The sequence below is a fragment of the Paenibacillus lycopersici genome (assembly GCF_010119935.1).
GTDB classification, from domain to species: Bacteria; Bacillota; Bacilli; order Paenibacillales; family Paenibacillaceae; genus Paenibacillus_Z; species Paenibacillus_Z lycopersici.
Genome location: NZ_CP048209.1, coordinates 2,616,496 through 2,634,549 on the forward strand (window position 1 = coordinate 2,616,496; position 18,054 = coordinate 2,634,549).

The 18,054-nt window shown below is 59.4% G+C and carries 18 protein-coding genes; 17 read left to right on the forward strand and 1 reads right to left on the reverse strand.

Annotated features, from left to right (window positions below; all coding sequences use genetic code 11):
* Positions 1 to 125 precede the first annotated feature (125 nt).
* The 17 genes from ribD to GXP70_RS11540 all read left to right on the forward strand — a co-directional run bounded on the left by ribD (position 126) and on the right by GXP70_RS11540 (position 16,102).
* The gene (ribD, locus tag GXP70_RS11460) at positions 126 to 1,250 is read left to right on the forward strand and encodes a bifunctional diaminohydroxyphosphoribosylaminopyrimidine deaminase/5-amino-6-(5-phosphoribosylamino)uracil reductase RibD (RefSeq protein WP_225442851.1); all 1,125 of its coding nucleotides are present in this window, start codon (positions 126 to 128) and stop codon (positions 1,248 to 1,250) included.
* A gap of 74 nt (positions 1,251 to 1,324) precedes the next feature.
* Positions 1,325 to 2,005, forward strand: coding sequence for a riboflavin synthase (gene ribE, locus GXP70_RS11465; RefSeq protein WP_162356756.1), 681 nt, complete (start codon positions 1,325 to 1,327; stop codon positions 2,003 to 2,005).
* Positions 2,006 to 2,076: 71 nt separating this feature from the next.
* Complete coding sequence (locus GXP70_RS11470; protein WP_162356758.1) at positions 2,077 to 3,330, forward strand: bifunctional 3,4-dihydroxy-2-butanone-4-phosphate synthase/GTP cyclohydrolase II; 1,254 nt, start codon at positions 2,077 to 2,079, stop codon at positions 3,328 to 3,330.
* 50 nt (positions 3,331 to 3,380) lie between these two features.
* Positions 3,381 to 3,851 (forward strand): 6,7-dimethyl-8-ribityllumazine synthase, encoded by a 471-nt coding sequence (gene ribH / locus GXP70_RS11475; RefSeq protein ID WP_162356760.1) that lies wholly within the window; start codon positions 3,381 to 3,383, stop codon positions 3,849 to 3,851.
* Between the two features lie 71 nt (positions 3,852 to 3,922).
* Positions 3,923 to 4,705: a segregation and condensation protein A gene (locus GXP70_RS11480; protein ID WP_162356761.1), complete on the forward strand. Its 783-nt coding sequence runs from the start codon at positions 3,923 to 3,925 to the stop codon at positions 4,703 to 4,705.
* Positions 4,671 to 5,366, forward strand: a complete 696-nt coding sequence (scpB, locus tag GXP70_RS11485) for an SMC-Scp complex subunit ScpB (protein ID WP_162356763.1) — start codon at positions 4,671 to 4,673, stop codon at positions 5,364 to 5,366. Before GXP70_RS11480 ends, scpB begins: the two co-directional genes overlap by 35 nt.
* Positions 5,367 to 5,461: 95 nt before the next feature.
* Positions 5,462 to 6,163 carry a DUF2953 domain-containing protein gene (locus tag GXP70_RS11490; protein ID WP_162356764.1) on the forward strand — a complete coding sequence of 234 codons (702 nt, stop codon included), beginning with the start codon at positions 5,462 to 5,464 and terminating at the stop codon, positions 6,161 to 6,163.
* Positions 6,164 to 6,274: 111 nt separating this feature from the next.
* The gene (gene ytfJ / locus GXP70_RS11495; RefSeq protein ID WP_162356765.1) at positions 6,275 to 6,724 is read left to right on the forward strand and encodes a GerW family sporulation protein; all 450 of its coding nucleotides are present in this window, start codon (positions 6,275 to 6,277) and stop codon (positions 6,722 to 6,724) included.
* Positions 6,725 to 6,869: 145 nt separating this feature from the next.
* Positions 6,870 to 7,955 (forward strand): D-alanyl-D-alanine carboxypeptidase family protein, encoded by a 1,086-nt coding sequence (locus GXP70_RS11500; RefSeq protein ID WP_162356766.1) that lies wholly within the window; start codon positions 6,870 to 6,872, stop codon positions 7,953 to 7,955.
* 144 nt (positions 7,956 to 8,099) lie between these two features.
* Positions 8,100 to 8,798: a nucleoside recognition domain-containing protein gene (locus GXP70_RS11505; RefSeq protein WP_162356767.1), complete on the forward strand. Its 699-nt coding sequence runs from the start codon at positions 8,100 to 8,102 to the stop codon at positions 8,796 to 8,798.
* Positions 8,791 to 9,327: a spore maturation protein gene (locus tag GXP70_RS11510; RefSeq protein ID WP_162360437.1), complete on the forward strand. Its 537-nt coding sequence runs from the start codon at positions 8,791 to 8,793 to the stop codon at positions 9,325 to 9,327. Before GXP70_RS11505 ends, GXP70_RS11510 begins: the two co-directional genes overlap by 8 nt.
* Before the next feature lie 227 nt (positions 9,328 to 9,554).
* A complete protein-coding gene (locus tag GXP70_RS11515; protein WP_162356768.1) occupies positions 9,555 to 10,295 on the forward strand; it encodes a pseudouridine synthase in 741 nt (246 codons plus the stop codon).
* Between the two features lie 95 nt (positions 10,296 to 10,390).
* The gene (locus tag GXP70_RS11520) at positions 10,391 to 10,918 is read left to right on the forward strand and encodes a redoxin family protein (protein WP_162356769.1); all 528 of its coding nucleotides are present in this window, start codon (positions 10,391 to 10,393) and stop codon (positions 10,916 to 10,918) included.
* 19 nt (positions 10,919 to 10,937) lie between these two features.
* A complete protein-coding gene (gene resB / locus GXP70_RS11525) occupies positions 10,938 to 12,602 on the forward strand; it encodes a cytochrome c biogenesis protein ResB (RefSeq protein WP_162356770.1) in 1,665 nt (554 codons plus the stop codon).
* Positions 12,599 to 13,858 (forward strand): cytochrome c biogenesis protein CcsA, encoded by a 1,260-nt coding sequence (gene ccsA / locus GXP70_RS11530; RefSeq protein ID WP_162356771.1) that lies wholly within the window; start codon positions 12,599 to 12,601, stop codon positions 13,856 to 13,858. Before resB ends, ccsA begins: the two co-directional genes overlap by 4 nt.
* 96 nt (positions 13,859 to 13,954) lie before the next feature.
* Positions 13,955 to 14,671, forward strand: coding sequence for a response regulator transcription factor (locus tag GXP70_RS11535; RefSeq protein ID WP_162356772.1), 717 nt, complete (start codon positions 13,955 to 13,957; stop codon positions 14,669 to 14,671).
* Complete coding sequence (locus tag GXP70_RS11540) at positions 14,672 to 16,102, forward strand: HAMP domain-containing sensor histidine kinase (protein WP_162356773.1); 1,431 nt, start codon at positions 14,672 to 14,674, stop codon at positions 16,100 to 16,102.
* Between the two features lie 267 nt (positions 16,103 to 16,369).
* Here GXP70_RS11540 and serA read toward each other — a convergent pair whose 3' ends face one another.
* Positions 16,370 to 17,959, reverse strand: coding sequence for a phosphoglycerate dehydrogenase (gene serA, locus GXP70_RS11545; protein WP_162356775.1), 1,590 nt, complete (start codon positions 17,957 to 17,959; stop codon positions 16,370 to 16,372).
* Positions 17,960 to 18,054: the final 95 nt, after the last annotated feature.

Genomic DNA, 18,054 nt, shown 5'->3' on the forward strand with positions numbered 1-18,054 from the left:
GTACTTTTTTTCACATGGTCGCCGAGTTTGTTTGAATGTGTCTTCGACCGTTGTCTTTGACCTGCGTTTCTCTAATCACCCCGTTGGCGCTACTTGGCCGAGGGGTGATTTTTATTTCTGCGACGATCGATATATTGAACGACGAAACGTACATGCGGCTGGCGCTTGACCTGGCCTCCAAGGCGAAGGGTCAGACGGAAATCAATCCCGTCGTCGGCTGCGTCGTCGTCCGCGAAGGCCGCATCGTCGGCCTGGGCGCGCATTTGCGCCGGGGGGAAGGCCACGCGGAGGTGCATGCGCTGCGCATGGCCGGCGACGAAGCGGAAGGCGCGACGGCTTATGTCACGCTGGAGCCGTGCAGCCATCACGGCCGGACGCCGCCGTGCTGCGAGCGGCTGATCGAGGCGAAGGTCGCCCGCGTCGTCGTCGCCTGCGCGGATCCGAATCCGCAGGTGGCGGGGCGGGGCATCGCAAGGCTGCGCGAGGCGGGCATCGCCGTCGACGTCGGACTGCTTGAACGGGAATCGACGCGGATGAACGAGATGTTCAACAAGTTCATCACGACGCGGCTGCCGTTCGTCACGATGAAATCGGCGATGACGCTGGACGGCAAGCTGGCGGCGAAGTCCGGCGACAGCCGGTACGTCAGCGGCCCGCAGGCGCGGGAGATGGCGCACACGCTCCGTCACCGGCACATGGGCATCATGGTCGGCGCCGAAACGGCGCTGATCGACGACCCGGAGCTGACGACGCGCTTGTCGGTACCGGCCGTTCATCCCGTGCGCATCGTCGTCGACTCCAGGCTGCGGCTGCCGCTCGATGCCCGCCTGCTGCGCGGCCGTTCGGCGCCCGTGATCGTGCTCACGGTCGAAGGCGCCGATCCCGGCAGGCGCGCCGCGCTGGAAGCCGCCGGCGCCGAAGTGATCGCCTGCGGAAGCGGAAGCCGCGTCGATTTGTCGATCGCCATGCGCAAGCTCGGCGAGAAGGAGATCGGCTCGATCCTGCTGGAGGGCGGCGGCAAGCTGAACGGCGCGATGCTGGAGCTTGGCCTGGTCGACAAGCTGCTGCTCTTCATCGCGCCGAAAGTGATCGGCGGCCAGATGGCGCCGGGCGTCTTCCAGTTCGACGGCTTCGAGAAGATGGCGCATGCGATCCCGTTCCGCGAGGTGGAGGTCGAGCGGATCGGCGGCGACATCTTCCTCAGCGGCTATCCCGATTATGAAGCCGGCGACCGCTCGGGCGGAGCTTAAGGGCACGGCCGCCAACAAGGCTTGCGCATCGCGGGCCCACCGACCGATAGTCGGGAAGAGAGGAGGAAGCCGACATGTTTACAGGACTTATCGAAGAAATCGGAACGCTCAAGCGATCCTACAAGCAGGGCGAGGCGATGCTGCTCGTCATCGAAGCGGAGCGCGTGCTGCAAGGCGTCGCCATCGGCGACAGCATCTCGGTGAACGGCGTATGCCTGACGGTAACGGAATTCGACGCCCGGTCGTTCACGGTCGACGTGATGCCGCAGACGTACCGCCATTCGAATTTGAAGGACGTCCGGCCGGGCGAGCCGCTCAATCTGGAGCGTGCCATGCTGGCGGGCGGACGCTTCGGCGGCCATATCGTGCAGGGCCATGCGGACGGAACGGGCGAGATCGTATCGCGCCGCGCCGACGCGAACGCGGTCGTGTTCACCATAAGGCCGCATGACGGCAGGCTGATGCGCTACGTGATCCCGCAAGGCTCCGTCACGATCGACGGCATCAGCTTGACCGTGGCCGTCGCGGAACGCGACAGCTTCGCCGTCTCGATCATTCCGCACACGTTGAAGGAAACGGCGCTGCAGCACAAGAACGCCGGCAGCGTCATCAATATCGAATGCGACGTGCTCGGCAAATACGTCGATCACTTGCTGCGCTACAAGGATAGCTGCGACGACGGGGAACGGACCGGCAAGCCGGAGAGCGGCAGCAAGCTGACCGCCGCGTTTCTGGCGGAGAACGGCTTCCTGTGATCCGCGCGCACGCGGCTGCGGAAGAGACAGACAAAGGGCTTGCAAACAGCCTACTAAAGGAGTGAATGGCGATGAGCAACCAACTGGAAGCAAGAACGACGCCGGACGAGCAGCCGGTGTTCGATACCATCGAAGCGGCGCTCGAGGATCTGCTGCGCGGCAAACCGATTATCGTTGTCGACGACGAGGACCGCGAGAACGAAGGCGATCTGATCGCGCTCGCCAGCAAGGCGACGCCCGAAGTCATCAATTTCATGATTACCGAGGCGCGCGGTCTTGTCTGCGTGCCGATCACGCAGGAACGCGCGGAGGAGCTCGACCTGCCGCCGATGGTGCAGCGCAACACCGATTACCATGGCACCGCGTTTACCGTGTCGGTCGATCATATTTCGACGTCGACGGGCATATCGGCGTACGAGCGGTCGCAGACGGTGCAGGCGCTGATCGATCCCGGCACGAGGGCGGACGACTTCCGCCGTCCGGGCCATATCTTCCCGCTGATCGCGAAGAAGGGCGGCGTGCTGCGCCGCGCCGGGCATACGGAAGCGGCGATCGACCTGGCCCGCATGTGCGGCTCCAAGCCCGCGGCGGTCATCTGCGAGATCATCAAGGAAGACGGCTCGATGGCCCGCCTGCCGGATCTGATCGAGTTCAAGGCGAAGCATGAGCTGAAGCTGATTTCCATTCAGGCGCTCATTCATTACCGCAACGAGAAAGAGAAGCTGGTGGAGCGGGTCGTCGAAGTGAAAATGCCGACCGATTTCGGCATATTCCGGGCGGTCGCGTACACGAACGACGTGGATAACAAGGAGCATGTCGCGCTCGTGAAGGGCGAGATCGACCCGACGAAGCCGACGCTCGTGCGCGTCCACTCCGAATGCCTCACCGGCGACGTGTTCCATTCCCACCGCTGCGATTGCGGTCCGCAGCTCGAAGCGGCATTGCGCCAAATCGACGAAGCCGGCCAAGGCGTGCTGCTCTATATGCGGCAGGAAGGCCGCGGCATCGGCTTGATCAACAAGCTGAAAGCCTATAAGCTTCAAGAGCAGGGATTGGATACGGTGGACGCGAATATTAAACTTGGCTTCGCCCCGGATTTGCGCAATTACGGCATCGGCGCCCAAATTCTCAAAGACCTTGGCGTCCGCCAGATGCGCCTGCTCACGAACAATCCGCGCAAAATCCGCGGGTTGGAGGGCTACGGCCTCGAAGTCGTCGAACGCGTGCCGATTCAAATGGACGCGAACGAGGACAACGACCGTTACCTGCACACGAAGAAGGACAAATTGGGCCATTTGCTCAAATTTGACGAATACCATATTTAAATTCCCATTCCCAGCATAGAGCGGGTTAAATCAGAGAGGATGACTGTACAATGCCGAACGTATTCGAAGGACATTTAATTTCCGAAGGGTTAAAATACGGCGTCGTCGTAGGACGTTTCAACGAGTTTATCTCCAGCAAGCTGCTTGGCGGCGCGCTAGACGCGTTCAAGCGTCACGGCGCGGACGACAATGAAGTGGACATCGCCTGGGTGCCGGGCGCATTCGAAATTCCGCTGATCGCGCAGAAGATGGCCGAGAGCGGCAAGTACGACGCCGTTATTACCCTTGGCGCCGTCATCCGGGGGTCAACGCCGCACTTCGACTACGTCTGCAACGAAGCAGCCAAGGGCGTCGCCGCAGTCGGCCTGAAGACCGGCGTACCGACCGTGTTCGGCGTTCTGACCGTCGATTCCATCGAGCAAGCGATCGAGCGCGCGGGCACGAAAGCCGGGAACAAAGGCTGGGAAGCCGCGGTAACGGCGATCGAAATGGCCAACTTGACGAAAGTGCTTCAAGGTTAAGCCGCGAAGCGACAGGCATGGTTCGCAATGACAAGCATGACAATTCACCTTATTAGGAGTGGGCCGGAGCCATGGCGGTGACCTACAAATTGGAATCGTTCGAAGGGCCGCTCGACTTGCTCCTTCATCTCATCGATAAAGCCGAGATCGACATTCATGAGATATCGATCAGCGAGATTACGGATCAGTACATGGACTACTTGAATGCGATGCAGGAGCTCGAGCTGGAAGTTACGAGCGAGTTTCTCGTCATGGCGGCAACGCTGCTGTCGATCAAGAGCAAGCAGCTGCTCCCGAAACCGCCGGTCATCGAAGACGATTATTACGAGGAATGGCCGGACGACGGGCTCGACCCGCGCGACGAACTGATCGCGAAGCTCGTGGAGTACCGCAAATATAAGCAAATCGCCGAGCAGCTCCGGGAACAGGAATTCGAGCGAAGCCTCGTCTATACGAAGGAACCGGAGGACATGACGCCGTTCATGAAGATCGTGCCGGAGAATCCCGTCAAAGGGCTGACCGTCGCGGACCTGGTCGCCGCGTTCCAGAAGGCGCTTCGCAAAGCTTCGCGCCGCAACATCGTCGCCACGATCCATCGCGACGAAATCTCGGTCAAGGACCGGATCCGCGACATCGTCGAGGTGCTGCGGGAGTTCGAAACCGTCCGGTTCTCGAAGCTCATCCGGGACGATATGAGCCGGCACGAAGTCGTCGTAACGTTCCTGGCGCTGCTCGAATTAATGAAGATGAAGCACATTCGCTGTTTTCAGCACGGCCTGTTTGATGATATCGTTGTGCATTGGAGGGGTGAAACGGCTGATGGCGGATTATTCGAAGTTGAAGTCGATTACTGAGGGACTGCTGTTCATGGCGGGGGACGAAGGGCTGACGGTCAAGCAGCTGTCGGACATTCTCCAGCTGGATGCAGCGGTCGCGGCCGATCTGGCCAAAGATTTGATGAAGGATTTGAAATCGAAGAAGCGCGGCATTCAGGTGTCGCTCGTCGCCGGGGCTTACCGGATGACGACGAATCCGGACCATGCGGTGTACTTCGAGCGGATGGCGTATTCGCCGACGCGTTCGAGCCTGTCGCAGGCGGCGCTCGAGACGTTGTCCATCGTTGCCTACAGGCAGCCGATCACGCGCGTCGAGATCGAGGAAATCCGCGGCGTGAAATGCGACCGGGCGATCCAGTCGCTCGTGAGCAAGGATCTGATCGAAGAAGTCGGGCGCGCCGAGCAGATCGGCCGTCCGATTCTATATGGCTCGACGAAGTCGTTTCTGGAATATTTCGGCTTGTCCGGCCTCGACGCGCTGCCTGAGCCGTCTTCCGTCGCGATCGACGATCTGGAAGACCAGACCCAGCTGCTGTTCGAGCGGTTAGAGGGCCGCCAGATGACGATCGAGGAGATGTCGTTCGCCGATCTCGATTCCGAATTGGGCGAGGAGCCGCAGCGCGAGTCCGAACCCGATCGGTCGCAGGCGCCGGAACCGGAGACGGTGCCGGAGAGTTGAGCCGGGAGCGCGATTAAGGATACAACCAACCGAATGAGATTTGTCCGCAAGGTCATACTATATCCGACCAACTCAGGGAAATGGGGGGAAACGCCATGCTTGGCTACCCGTTCGGATGGATGATTGCGGCAGGTCTCTTTTTTTTGCTTGTGCTCGCTATTGCGCTGTCGCCCGTCGTCATTCGCGGTCGTATCAAACGGATGGGGGAAGACGATGACGCCGAATTAAGCATCCGCGCGCTGCTCGGCCTCGTGAACTTTCATTGGCAGCTGCCCGAAATGAAATTCAACGGGGTCGCCATGGAGCTGAAACGCGAACTGACGGCGGAGAACGTCGCAAGCAGCGGCACGGACGTAGGCAAGAGCAGCGTCAATCTCCAAAGCATCATGAAATCGATCGACTGGACGCAAGCACTGCTGCAGCATACGGACGATCTGCTCGGCTGGGTCAAGAAGACGCTCGGCCATGTGCGCGTTACGGAATGGAAGTGGGTTAGCGCGGTCGGCACCGGCGACGCGATGTGGACCGCCATGCTGACCGGCACGGTCTGGTCGGCGAAGACGACGGTCATCGGCGTGCTGTCGCAGCTGATTCAGCTGGAGACGGATCCGGAGCTTACGGTGCAGCCGGTGTTCCAGGCGGCGTATTTCTCGACGGAGGGCAAATTCACGGCGAAGGTCAGCTTCGGCTATGCCATCTTCGCCGGCATCAGGCTGGCGGTCAAGATGAAGCATGCGGCCGCCGAAGGCGTGCCGAGAGGCGTTGTCGGCTGGCAGCGGATTCTGCTGCGCGGCTGACGCATCGGTTTCGATTTGCCTCGGATTCCGATTACATAATGTACAATTCGCGGGGGAACGCTAGAGACGGCAAGCGCAGTATCCGATTTCGATCCGAGGAGGACTTTATCGATGGCAGACCATCCGATTCAAGGCTTAATGCAGACCGCAATGGAGAATATCAAGGAAATGGTCGATGTCAACACAATCGTCGGCGATCCCGTGCAAACCCCTGACGGCAGCGTCATTATGCCGATATCCAAAGTCGGTTTCGGTTTCGTGGCGGGCGGCAGCGATATCCGCATGGGCGGCGACAACAAGCAAGGCGATATGCACAACGCTTCGGTGCAGCTTCCATTCGGCGGCGGCAGCGGCGGCGGCGTATCCATCACGCCGATCGCGTTCCTCGTCGTCGGCACGCACGGCGTACGCATCGTGCCGCTGGACAATCAGACGCATCTGATGGAGCGCGTGCTCGATTCCGCTCCGCAAGTGTTCGACAAAATCCAAAGCATGTTCAAGAAAGACCATGCCTCGTCCGAAGCCGAATCCGTGCTGATCGACAGCATGGACTTAAGCTGATCGCGATCGACGGCGGTAAGCTTTCGCAGACCTTGTAACCGTCCGCTTCGGGACGGTTTCTTTTTTTGGACAGGTTGGGATATATCCCGCTCCGCTTCATATACTTGAACTATGACGAGTGACGACATCTTGAAGGAGGACAACTATGAGGCTCGCCAGCATAAGAAACCAATTGGCCGCGATCGCTGCGACGGCCTTGCTGCTTCTGCCCGTTTGGGGCGGGACCGCCGGAGCGGAGCCGGAAGCCTTGATAACGGGGGCGCGGGGCGCGGCGCTGATCGACGTGGAGTCCGGACGGCTGCTCTACAGCCACAACGGGGACAAGCCGATGCTGATCGCCAGCTTGACGAAGATCATGACGGCGATCGTGGCGATCGAGCACGGCAAGCTTTCCGATATGGTCGAGACGAGCGTCCGTGCCGCAGGCAAGGAAGGCTCCTCGATCTATTTGCGGCGCGGGGAGAAAATGAGCCTGCACAACTTGCTGTACGGACTGATGCTCCGTTCCGGGAACGATGCGGCCACGGCAATCGCCGAGCATGTCGGGGGCTCGGAGGAAGGGTTCGTGCATCTGATGAACGCGAAAGCCGAAATGCTCGGCCTGGCGCATACGCAGTTCATGAATCCAAGCGGACTGGATGCGGAGGGGCATTATTCTTCGGCGAACGATTTGGCCAAGCTGACCGCTTACGCGCTCAAAAATCCCGTGTTCAAGGAGATCGTCAAGACGCGCAGCAAATCGGCGCCGAACCCGAACGACCAATGGGATTATTCATGGAAGAATAAAAACAAAATGCTTGCGATGTACGAAGGGGCGGACGGCGTGAAAACCGGCTACACGAAGAAGTCGCTGCGCTGCCTTGTCAGCTCCGCGACGCGAAGCGGCCAGCAGCTGGTCGCCGTGACGATCAATGACAGCAACGACTGGAACGATCATATGCGGATGCTGGATTACGGTTTCCGGCATTACCCGCTGAGCGAAATTGCGCATAAAGGACAGCCCGTGCAAGGTTATCCGCTCGCCGTCGGCCGCACGCTCCGCTATCCGTTCGCCGAAGGCGAGAAGGAGCGGCTGCGCGCCAAGCTGACGCTCCTCGACGCGCGTTCGGCGGCTTACCTGCTCGGCGAGCGCGGGACGATGCAATGGTTCGTCGGCGATGCCAAGATCGGCGAGACGCCGGTTTACGATCCGAACGGCAATCGGATCAGCCTTCCCGATAAACCGGCATGACCCGTTACTTGGCCGGTAACGTATCCGGCGGCTTGAATTAACCGGTAACCTGAAGCCGTTCATTCGGGGGTCGAAACTTTCATTCGATCTCAAGGACATTTAAACCGTTATCCACGCGCATTTTCGAGGGGAGGAGGCTGCGGGATGGTCAATTTCATATGGCTCTTCTTTATTGCGGCCAGCTTCGTGGCCGCAATCATGAACGGGCGCATGGACGCGCTTACCGAGGCGGCGTTCGAGGGCGCCAAAAGCGGCGTTACCGTCAGCTTCGGCTTAATCAGCGTCATGGTATTCTGGCTCGGCTTGATGCGGATCGGCGAGGACGCGGGACTTCTGCGCAAAATCGCCGCCCTGCTGCAGCCGGCCGTTCGCTTCCTGTTTCCCGACGTTCCCAAGGGGCACCCCGCGCTAGGCTACATCATGAGCAACATGAGCGCCAATATCCTGGGGCTTGGCAACGCGGCGACGCCGATGGGCATCAAAGCGATGCAGGAGCTGCAGAAGCTGAACCCGCATAAAGAAACGGCGTCTGCGGCCATGTGCACCTTGCTCGCGCTCAATACGTCCAGCATCACGCTCGTCCCGACGACGCTGATCGCCATCCGCATGACGTACGGCTCCGCGAACCCGGCCGAGATCGTCGGCACGACGCTGGCGGCCACGCTTGTCGCCACGGTGGCGGCGATCGCCGCCGACCGCTGGTACAGGCATCGCTACAACCGCAGGCCGCCGACGACGATCGACCGGGACGGACCGGCGTTCCGCGATTCCCTCGGGCCTCAAGGTCCGCCGGGTGCCGGTGCCGGAGGCCGCGGAGAAGGGAAGGGTGAGGCCGTTGTATGAGTGGGTAACGTCGATATCCGCCTGGCTCATTCCGTTCATGATCGTGTTCATTCCTTTGTATGCCGCGTTCAAGAAGGTTCCCGTGTACGAAACGTTCATCGACGGCGCCAAGGACGGCTTCGGCACCGCCATTAACATCATTCCGCATCTGGTCGGCATGATGGTCGCCATCAGCATGTTCCGGGCTTCCGGCGCGATGGATATGCTGGCCAGCCTGATCCGGCCGCTGTTCGACAGTTTGCACATCCCGAGCGAGGTGCTGCCGCTAGGCCTGCTGCGGCCGCTGACGGGAGCCGGCTCGCTCGCGTTCACGACGGAGCTGATCAAGACGTACGGCCCGGACTCCATGATCGGCCGCATCGCTTCGACCATCCAGGGCAGCACGGATACGACGCTGTACGTATTGACGGTTTATTTCGGCGCCGTCGGCATCCGCAAGAGCAAATACGCGCTCAAAGTCGGGTTATTCTCGGATCTGGTCGGATTCATGGCCGCCATCATCATTTGTTTATTCGTTTTCGGATCCTGATTACCGGACCGCTTCTTGAGTCGCTTGCCGCCTTCCGATAACCCTCGTGGCCTACATAATTCTATTCAGATCGCTGGAAATCGCCGCTTCGCTGTATGAATCTCCTTCATGGGAGGTTGAGACAGCGGAGCTTCTTTGCCGTATACGGCCGCAACCGGGTCTTCCGGACCGCTTCTGCTTTCTTTCATAGGTCGATTTAGGGTATGATGGAGCGTGAGGTGAAGATATTGGAACGTTTACAGAAAATTTTGGCGCAGGCCGGCGTTGCATCGCGCCGCAAATGCGAAGAACTCATTTTGTCCGGGAAGGTACAGGTTAATGAAGAGACCGTCACGACGCTGGGCGCGAAGGCCGACCCTGCGGTAGATGTCATTACGGTCGACGGACGAAGAATCAAGAGCGAGAGCAAGCTGTACCTGATGCTGCATAAACCGAAAGGCGTCATCACGAGCGCGAGCGACCCGCAAGGACGCAAAATCGTCTCCGATTACTTGCCGGGCATCAAGGAGCGGGTGTATCCCGTCGGACGGCTCGATTACGATACGGAAGGGCTTCTGCTTCTGACGAACGACGGCGAGTTCGCCAACCTGCTTACGCATCCGAGCCATCACGTGCCGAAGACGTACTGGGCGACGGTCAAGGGCGTGCCGCACGGATCGGCGCTGGAGCGGCTGCAGCAGGGCATTCTGCTGGAGGACGGCATGACGGCACCCGCCGAAGTCGAGTACCATGACGTCGACACGGCGAAGAACCAGGCGACGATCACGATCACGATCTACGAGGGCCGCAACCGCCAGGTACGCCGCATGTTCGACGCCATCAACCATCCCGTCGTCCTGCTTCGCAGGGTTCGGTTCGGAGAGCTCGGGCTGCACGGACTGGCCCGCGGCAAGTACCGCCACCTGACGCCGAGAGAGGTGCAGGACCTGCGCGCAGCGGCCGTCAAGACACATAAAATTCAAAAATAACGAGCGGCGGCAACCTCAATTGCCGTCTGATTTTCGTTATAATGATGGTACGGAACCAGCAATTATCAGCATAGGAACAGGCGGTGAACGGAGATATGAAATCAAACCGCAGACTCATCCAAGTGCTGATCTTCCTCGGCGTTCTCGTGCTCGGCGGGTATGCGATCGGCAATTCGCTGTTCGCGGACGGCAACGGCCTTCCGTCCAAGGGCTCGAAACCGCCGGCTTTCGCGCTTCTGGACATGGACGGCAAGACGCACCGGCTCGAGGACTACAAGGGCAAAGCGCTCGTCATCAACTTCTGGGGCACGTTCTGTCCGGGCTGCGTGACGGAGACGCCGGATTTGGAAGAACAGTACAAGATACATGGGGACAAGCCGTTTGAAATCGTCGGCATTAATCTGAGCGAGGACAGGCTGGCGATTACGAATTTCATGAAGCAGTACGGCGTCACGTACACGATGCTGCAGGACAACAATCGGCAGGTCGAGCAAGCCTATGGACTTAGGTCGTATCCAACCACCTTCTTCGTGAAGCCAGACGGTACGATTATGGACGTCTTTATCGGACCGATGGGGAAAGAAGACATGAACGAGCGCATTACGAAGCTGCTCGCTTCCTAGTCGAAGGAGGTTTTTTGTTTTGTCGGCTTTTGAGAATACGAAATGCGCATGCGGTCACCAGAATCCGACCGGCACGGTGCTGTGCGAGAGCTGCGGCTACCCGCTGGATCCGGAGCTCGAGAACAGCGACGCTCCGCTCGAAATGCGCTATGACGGCATCGCGCGCCGGTCGCAGAAGGCCAATCCGTCGCTGATCGACCGGGTATGGAATTTCTTCTCTTCCGTCAAGATCGCCGTACGCTTAATCATTATTACGCTGCTGGCGGCGATGATCGGCACGATTTTCACGCAAGAGAACGCGTTCATTTCCTTCGATCCGAGCACGTACTACGAAGATCGCTACGGCTGGATCGGCAAATGGTATTATAAGCTCGGTTTCTCCAATACGTACGAATCCTGGTGGTTCATCGGCCTGCTCGTCATGATCGGCACCTCGCTCGTCATCTGCAGCCTGGATCGCGTCCTGCCGCTGTACCGGGCGCTCAATAAGCAACAGATCCGCAAGCACGAACAGTTTCTGACCCGTCAGAAGACCGTGTTCGCCACGGAGATCGAAGGCTCCGAGGAAGCGTGGACCGAGAATCTGGCCAAGCAATTGAAGCGCAAGCGCTACAAGGTGACCGTGGAGGGCAAGGCGCTGCTGGCCGAGAAGAACCGGTTCAGCCGCTGGGGCCCTTACGTCAACCACATCGGACTGATCGTCTTCCTGCTCGCGGTGCTGCTGCGCACGCTTCCCGGCTGGAAGCTCGACAACTACGTGACCGTCCCGGAAGGGGAGACGGTCAAGGTGCCGGAGACGAGCTATTACATCAAGAACGAGAAGTTCACGATCGATTATTATACGGATGACGAGTTGCCGGCCGAACTGAAAGGGACGGCCAGGGCGAAGCTCTATGAGACGCAGGCCGTGCTGTACACCTGCGCCGCCGATTGCGACGATCCTTCGAAGCAGCCGCAGCTGAAGGAAGTGAACCGGCATAACATCATCGTGAACGATCCGCTGTCTTACAAAGGGATTAAGGCGTACCAGTTCGGCTACGACGACACGGCGAAGCTGAAAGCGGTCCATCCGGTCCTGATCGATAAGAAAGCGGGCAAAACGTACGGACCGTTCGAGCTCGACATGCGCAATCCGCAGCTGGACTACGCGCTTGGTCCGTACACGCTGGAGCTGCGCGAATCTTATATGGACTTTGCGCTCAATACGGACGGCCGGCCGACGACGAAGTCGCGCGAGCCGAACGCGCCGGCCTTCGTGTTCGTGCTGAAGGGACCGGGATTGCCGGACGACGGCGAGCCGTACATGTACTTCCCGAAGCAGAACGACAAGGTGCGTTTCAGCCAAGACGTCATCAACGCCAACCTGGCGGACAAGTTCGAGCTGAAAGTGCCGTCGATGGAAGGCGTCGAATTCGCTCCGGTCGAAACGTCGCTCAACATCCGTTATGACCGGGCCATGCCCTATATTTGGGTCGGGGCGGGCATATCCATGTTCGGGCTTCTGCTGGGCTCCTATTGGCAGCATCGCCGAATCTGGCTGCGCATTGACAACGGCCGCGTTACGCTTGGCGCACATACGAACAAGAACAATTACGGCATGCGTGCCGAGGTCGCGTCCGCGCTCCGCGGAATAGGCATCGTCGTAGAGCCGAAGTCGCTCGATAACGGGAGGAACAAGACGTGAGTTTGCTTGATTTCAGCAGCGACGCGTTTATCGTCGCATTCTTTTTATACTGCTTTGGCTTTTTATTCTACGGCGTGGCCGCGCTCGGCAAGAAGTGGAGCAAGCGCAGTCCGGAAGAGCATATCAGACGGTGGGGGCCGATCGCTTACATCGTCTCCGTGCTCGGCTTCCTGGCGCATCTCGCGTTCTTCTTCACGCGCTGGGCGGGCGGCGGCCATATCCCGACGAGCAATATGTACGAATTCATGTCGTTCCTCGCGATGGCGATCATGGCGGCGTTCCTCATTGTCAACGCGATCTACCGCAAGCCGCTGCTCGGACTGTTCGCGCTTCCGCTCGTGGTTATCATCGTCGCGTACGCGGCCGTGTTCCCGCAGGAAGTGCAGCCGCTTATTCCGGCTTTGCAGTCGTACTGGCTGAAGATTCACGTCACGACGGCCGCATCCGGCGAAGCGTTCTTCGCCGTCGGCTTCGCGGCGGGACTGATGTACCTGCTCCGTACGGTCGATTTTGCGAGAACGGACGTCAAATCGCGCCGCGAGCAGCGCTGGGTCGAATTCACGCTGTACGTCATTATCGTCATTATCGCCTTCATCAGCACCGTCTTCGCCTTCCGCGGCGCGGGCTACGAGGCGAGCTTCAAGCAGGAGACGGTCTCCATCGATGCGAGCGGCGTCGAGAATTCGTCGGTCAATTCGGTCGAGTATTCGCTGCCGCCGATCTTCAAGCCGTATAACAGCCAAGTCGTGTCCATCGATTCGTTCCTCGGCATGGACCAACCGCTGTTCGAGACGCCGCACTGGATGAAGGGCGTCGACGCGGCCCGCAAGCTGAACACGATTACGTGGTCGATCATCAACGGCTCGATTCTTTACGGCATCTTGCGGCTGCTGCTGCGCAGACGAATCGGCGCGGCGATCCATCCGCTTATGGACGGGATCGACGAGGACGATATCGATGAGATCAGTTACCGCGCCATTGCGATCGGGTATCCGATCTTTACGCTCGGCGCCTTGATTTTCGCCATGATTTGGGCTTATATCGCCTGGTCCCGTTTCTGGGGCTGGGATCCGAAGGAAGTATGGGCCCTCATCACCTGGCTGTATTACACGGCTTATCTGCATCTCCGACTGTCGCGCGGCTGGCATGGTTCCAAGTCCGCCTGGCTCGCGGTCATCGGTTTCGTCGTGGTTATGTTTACGCTGATCGGGGTCAACCTTGTCCTCGTCGGCCTGCACTCGTACGCGGGTGTGTAATACGTATCCGTTCCTGCAGCCAGGCGCGCGTCTCTCGAGGCGCGCGCCTGCAGCGCAGAGAGGAACGCCATTCCTACTTGAGAGGGGCAAGCAATCATGTCCGAAGAGCTGCACCGCATACTTGTCGTGGACGATGAAGAACGGATCCGCAGGCTGCTGAAAATGTATCTGGAGAAGGAAGGCTATGTCATCGAAGAAGCGGAAGACGGCGAGACCGCGCTTCGGATGGCGACCGTCGGCGAGTTCGATCTGATCCTGCTCGACGTTATGCTGCCGGGCATGGACGGCATCGAAGTGTGCACGCGCCTGCGCCAGGCGAAGGCGACGCCCGTGATCATGCTGACGGCGAAAGGCGAAGAGATGAACCGCGTGCAGGGCTTCGAAGTCGGCGCCGACGATTACGTCGTGAAGCCGTTTAGCCCGCGCGAGGTGATCTACCGGGTCAAGGCTATTCTGCGCCGCTCCTCGGCGACCGCGTTCCTGACCAAGGAAGCGCTGACGAGCAACAATATCGTCTTCCCGCATCTGATCATCGAGCATGACGCGCACCGCGTCATGGCCGGCGGTCAGGAAGTGAGCTTGACGCCGAAAGAATACGAGCTGCTGCACTACTTGGCGATATCGCCGGATAAAGTGTTCTCGCGCGAAGAGCTGCTGAAGGATGTATGGAATTACGAGTTCTTCGGCGATCTCCGCACCGTGGATACGCATGTCAAGCGGCTGCGCGAGAAGCTGAACAAGGTTTCCCCGGAAGCGGCGATGATGATCACGACGGTATGGGGCGTCGGCTACAAGCTCGAGGTGTCCAAATAAGTGGTTATCTGGCGCAGCGTAGTCGGAAAGCTCTGGCTCACCATCATCGCACTCGTGGCAGCCGTCCTGCTAATTCTGGGGATGTTCCTGCTGCAGTACATCGACATCGCGTTCAGCTCGAATTCCCACGCGGTCAAGGTATTGTTCGTCTACACGGCCATCATCGGCTTTCTGCTGTCAACGTTCTTCGCGTTCTTCTTGTCCACGAAGATCACGCAGCCGCTGCTGCAGATGAAGAAGGCGGCCGATCTTATTTCGCAGGGCGAATACCGCACGCGCGTGCCGATTCGCTCCACGGACGAGATCGGAGACTTGGCGAATACGTTCAACAACATGGCGGCAGAGCTCGAGACGCTCATCCGCGACTTGAATCACGAGAAGGAGCATCTGGCCAGCGTCTATCGCAGCATGGCGGATGCGGTCGTCACGTTCGATACGTCCGGTCAAGTGATTCTGGCCAACCCGCACGGCCAGCAGCTGATCGACCGCTGGCTGGAGCTGGAATGGACGGATGAATCGCGCGTCCGCGCGCAAGTGCCGGGTCCCATGTTCGAGCTCTATCGCAAAGTGCTGCGCGAAGGGCGCGATCTGACGGATAAGGTGCATGTGCAGAGCGGGGTCTGGTCGGTCGTCATGGCGCCGCTCAAATCGAACGATACGGTTCGGGGAGCCGTCGCGGTGATGCGGAACGTAACGGAAGAGTCGAAGCTGGAGAAGCTTCGGCGGGATTTCGTCGCCAACGTCTCCCATGAAATCCGCACGCCGCTCTCGATGCTGCAGGGCTACAGCGAAGCGCTGATCGACGATATCGCCGCTTCGCCGGAAGAGCGCAAGGAGCTCGCCCAGGTCATCTACGAAGAGTCGCTGCGGATGGGACGCTTGGTGAAGGACTTGCTGGACCTGGCCCGGATGGAAGCGGGGCATATGGAAATGCATATGGAGCAGACGGATCTGACGATGCTGCTGAAGCGGGTGCATCGCAAGTTTCAAGGGCTGGCGAAGGAGCAGCATATCCAACTGGATATCGAGCTGGTCTCCGAACCGCTCATCATCGCGGAAGCGGATGAAGACCGACTGGAGCAGGTGCTGACGAACCTGCTCGGCAACGCCATCCGTCACACGCCGAAGGAGGCGCGGATCATGATCGGCGCCCGGCATGCGACCGTCGATTCCAAGCCTTACGTCGAGATTAAAGTGAAGGACGAGGGCGAAGGTATTCCGGACGAGGATTTGCCGTTCATCTTCGAACGGTTCTACAAGGCCGACAAGGCCCGTACGCGCGGCGCTTCGTCCGGCGGCACCGGACTTGGCCTGGCCATCGTCAAGAATATCATCGTGTCGCACCAGGGCCAGATTCATGCCGCGAGCACGGTCGGCGTCGGTACGGCGTTCACCATACTGCTGCCGGTCAACCCCGTGCAGCAGGCGTGAAGCCGCGGTTGCCAGGATGCTGCTTGCCGCAGGGTCGGGATACGGAATAGAGAGGGGCGCTTCGCTTGGCGAGGCGCCTTTTCGCGTGTCGGAGAAGCGTAACGGAAAGTCACATCTTGTTGAAGGAAGTAGACAAATCTTGTTGGTCGTGAAACATTTTCTTGCCGTATACGCCTAAAAGAGATAAAAAAGAGCGCCGTTCCACAGTGGGAAAGGCGCTCTATGTCTATCGCGGGACGGGATGAAGCGTATCGCGCATGAAATGAATTAAAGCTTGATTTCTTTCGCTTTGTTCAGATCAGGCAATTGAACGAGCTTGGCAATGACGTCTTGATGCGCGATCTTGTCGACCGTCAGCACCATGATCGCGGATCCGCCTTGCAATTCACGGCCGACCTGCATAGCCGCGATGTTAACGCCGTTGTCGCCTAGCAGCGTGCCGACGCTGCCGATGATGCCCGGCTTGTCGTTGTGCGAGACGAGGATCAGGTTGCCTTCAGGCGCAACGTCGACCGTGAAGCGGTCGATCTGCACGATGCGCGGGCCGTAACCCGTCAGCATCGTGCCGATGACTTGGCGCGTCGCTACTTTGGAGCGCAGCGTAACCGTGATCGAATTCGTAAAGTCGCGTGCCGCGTGCAGACTGTTCACGACAATGTTCACATGACGCTCCTTCGCCAGATGCATCGAGTTGACGACGTTGACCTGATCCGCGCCCAGATGGTGGGAGAGGACGCCGCGAACGATGTAGCGCGTCAGCGGCTGCGTATCGACTTCGGACAAGTCTCCGGCGTACGTCACGTTGATTTCTTCAACGGCGCCTTCGATCAGCTGCGAGACGAAGCTTCCGAGCTTCTCGCTGAGGGAGAAGTACGGCTGCAAAATGCTCAGCACGTTCGCCGGGATCGGAGGCATGTTCACGGCATTGATGAACGGCTTGTCGCGCAAAATATTCAACACCTGCTCGGAAACGTCGATGGCGACGTTCTCTTGCGCTTCCACGGTGGAGGCGCCGAGGTGAGGCGTGACGATGATTTTCGGATGCTTCAGGAACGGGTGATCCGCTGCCGGAGGCTCGGATTCGAAGACGTCGAACGCAGCGCCTGCAACGATGCCTTGATCGGCTGCTTCAACGAGCGCATGCTCGTCGATGATGCCGCCGCGCGCGCAGTTGACGATGCGCATGCCTTTCTTCATCACTTCGAATTGCGGACGGGAAATCATATGGCGCGTTTCCGGCGTGAGCGGCGTGTGGACGGTCATGAAGTCCGCATTGCGGACGATGTCGTCTACGCTCGACAAGCGAATGCCGAGTTTCTCCGCGCGTTCTTCCGTCAGGAACGGGTCATAGCCCCAAATTTCCATGCCGAACGCTTTGGCTCGCTTCGCCACTTCGCTGCCGATACGGCCCATGCCGAGCACGCCGAGGATTTTGCCGCGCAGCTCCACGCCGACGAACGACTTGCGGTCCCATTCGCCGCCGACCGTCTTCAGGTAAGCCTGCGGAATGTGGCGGGCAACTGCCATCATCATGGCGAACGTGTGCTCGCATGTCGTGATCGTGTTGCCGTCAGGCGCATTAATGACGATGATCCCGCGCTGGGTAGCGGCTTCCAAATCGATGTTATCGACGCCTACGCCTGCGCGGCCGACGACTTTCAGCGACTTGCCTGCTTCCATGACGCGGGCAGTGACGCGGGTTTGGCTGCGCACGAGCAGCGCGTCGTACTCGCCGATAATCGCGACGAGCTCATCCTCGCTTAGGCCGGGCTTCTTCTCGACGACGACGTCTTCCGCGTCCACGAGCTTCTGGATGCCTAAATCGCTAATTGGATCTGAGACCAATACTTTAAACATGTGGGATTGCCTCCTGAGCATTTGTATGATGGGGTGTATAGTAGAAGTGAAAGACCCTCGACCATTCCGCTGCACAGCGCAGCGCCATAGTCGAG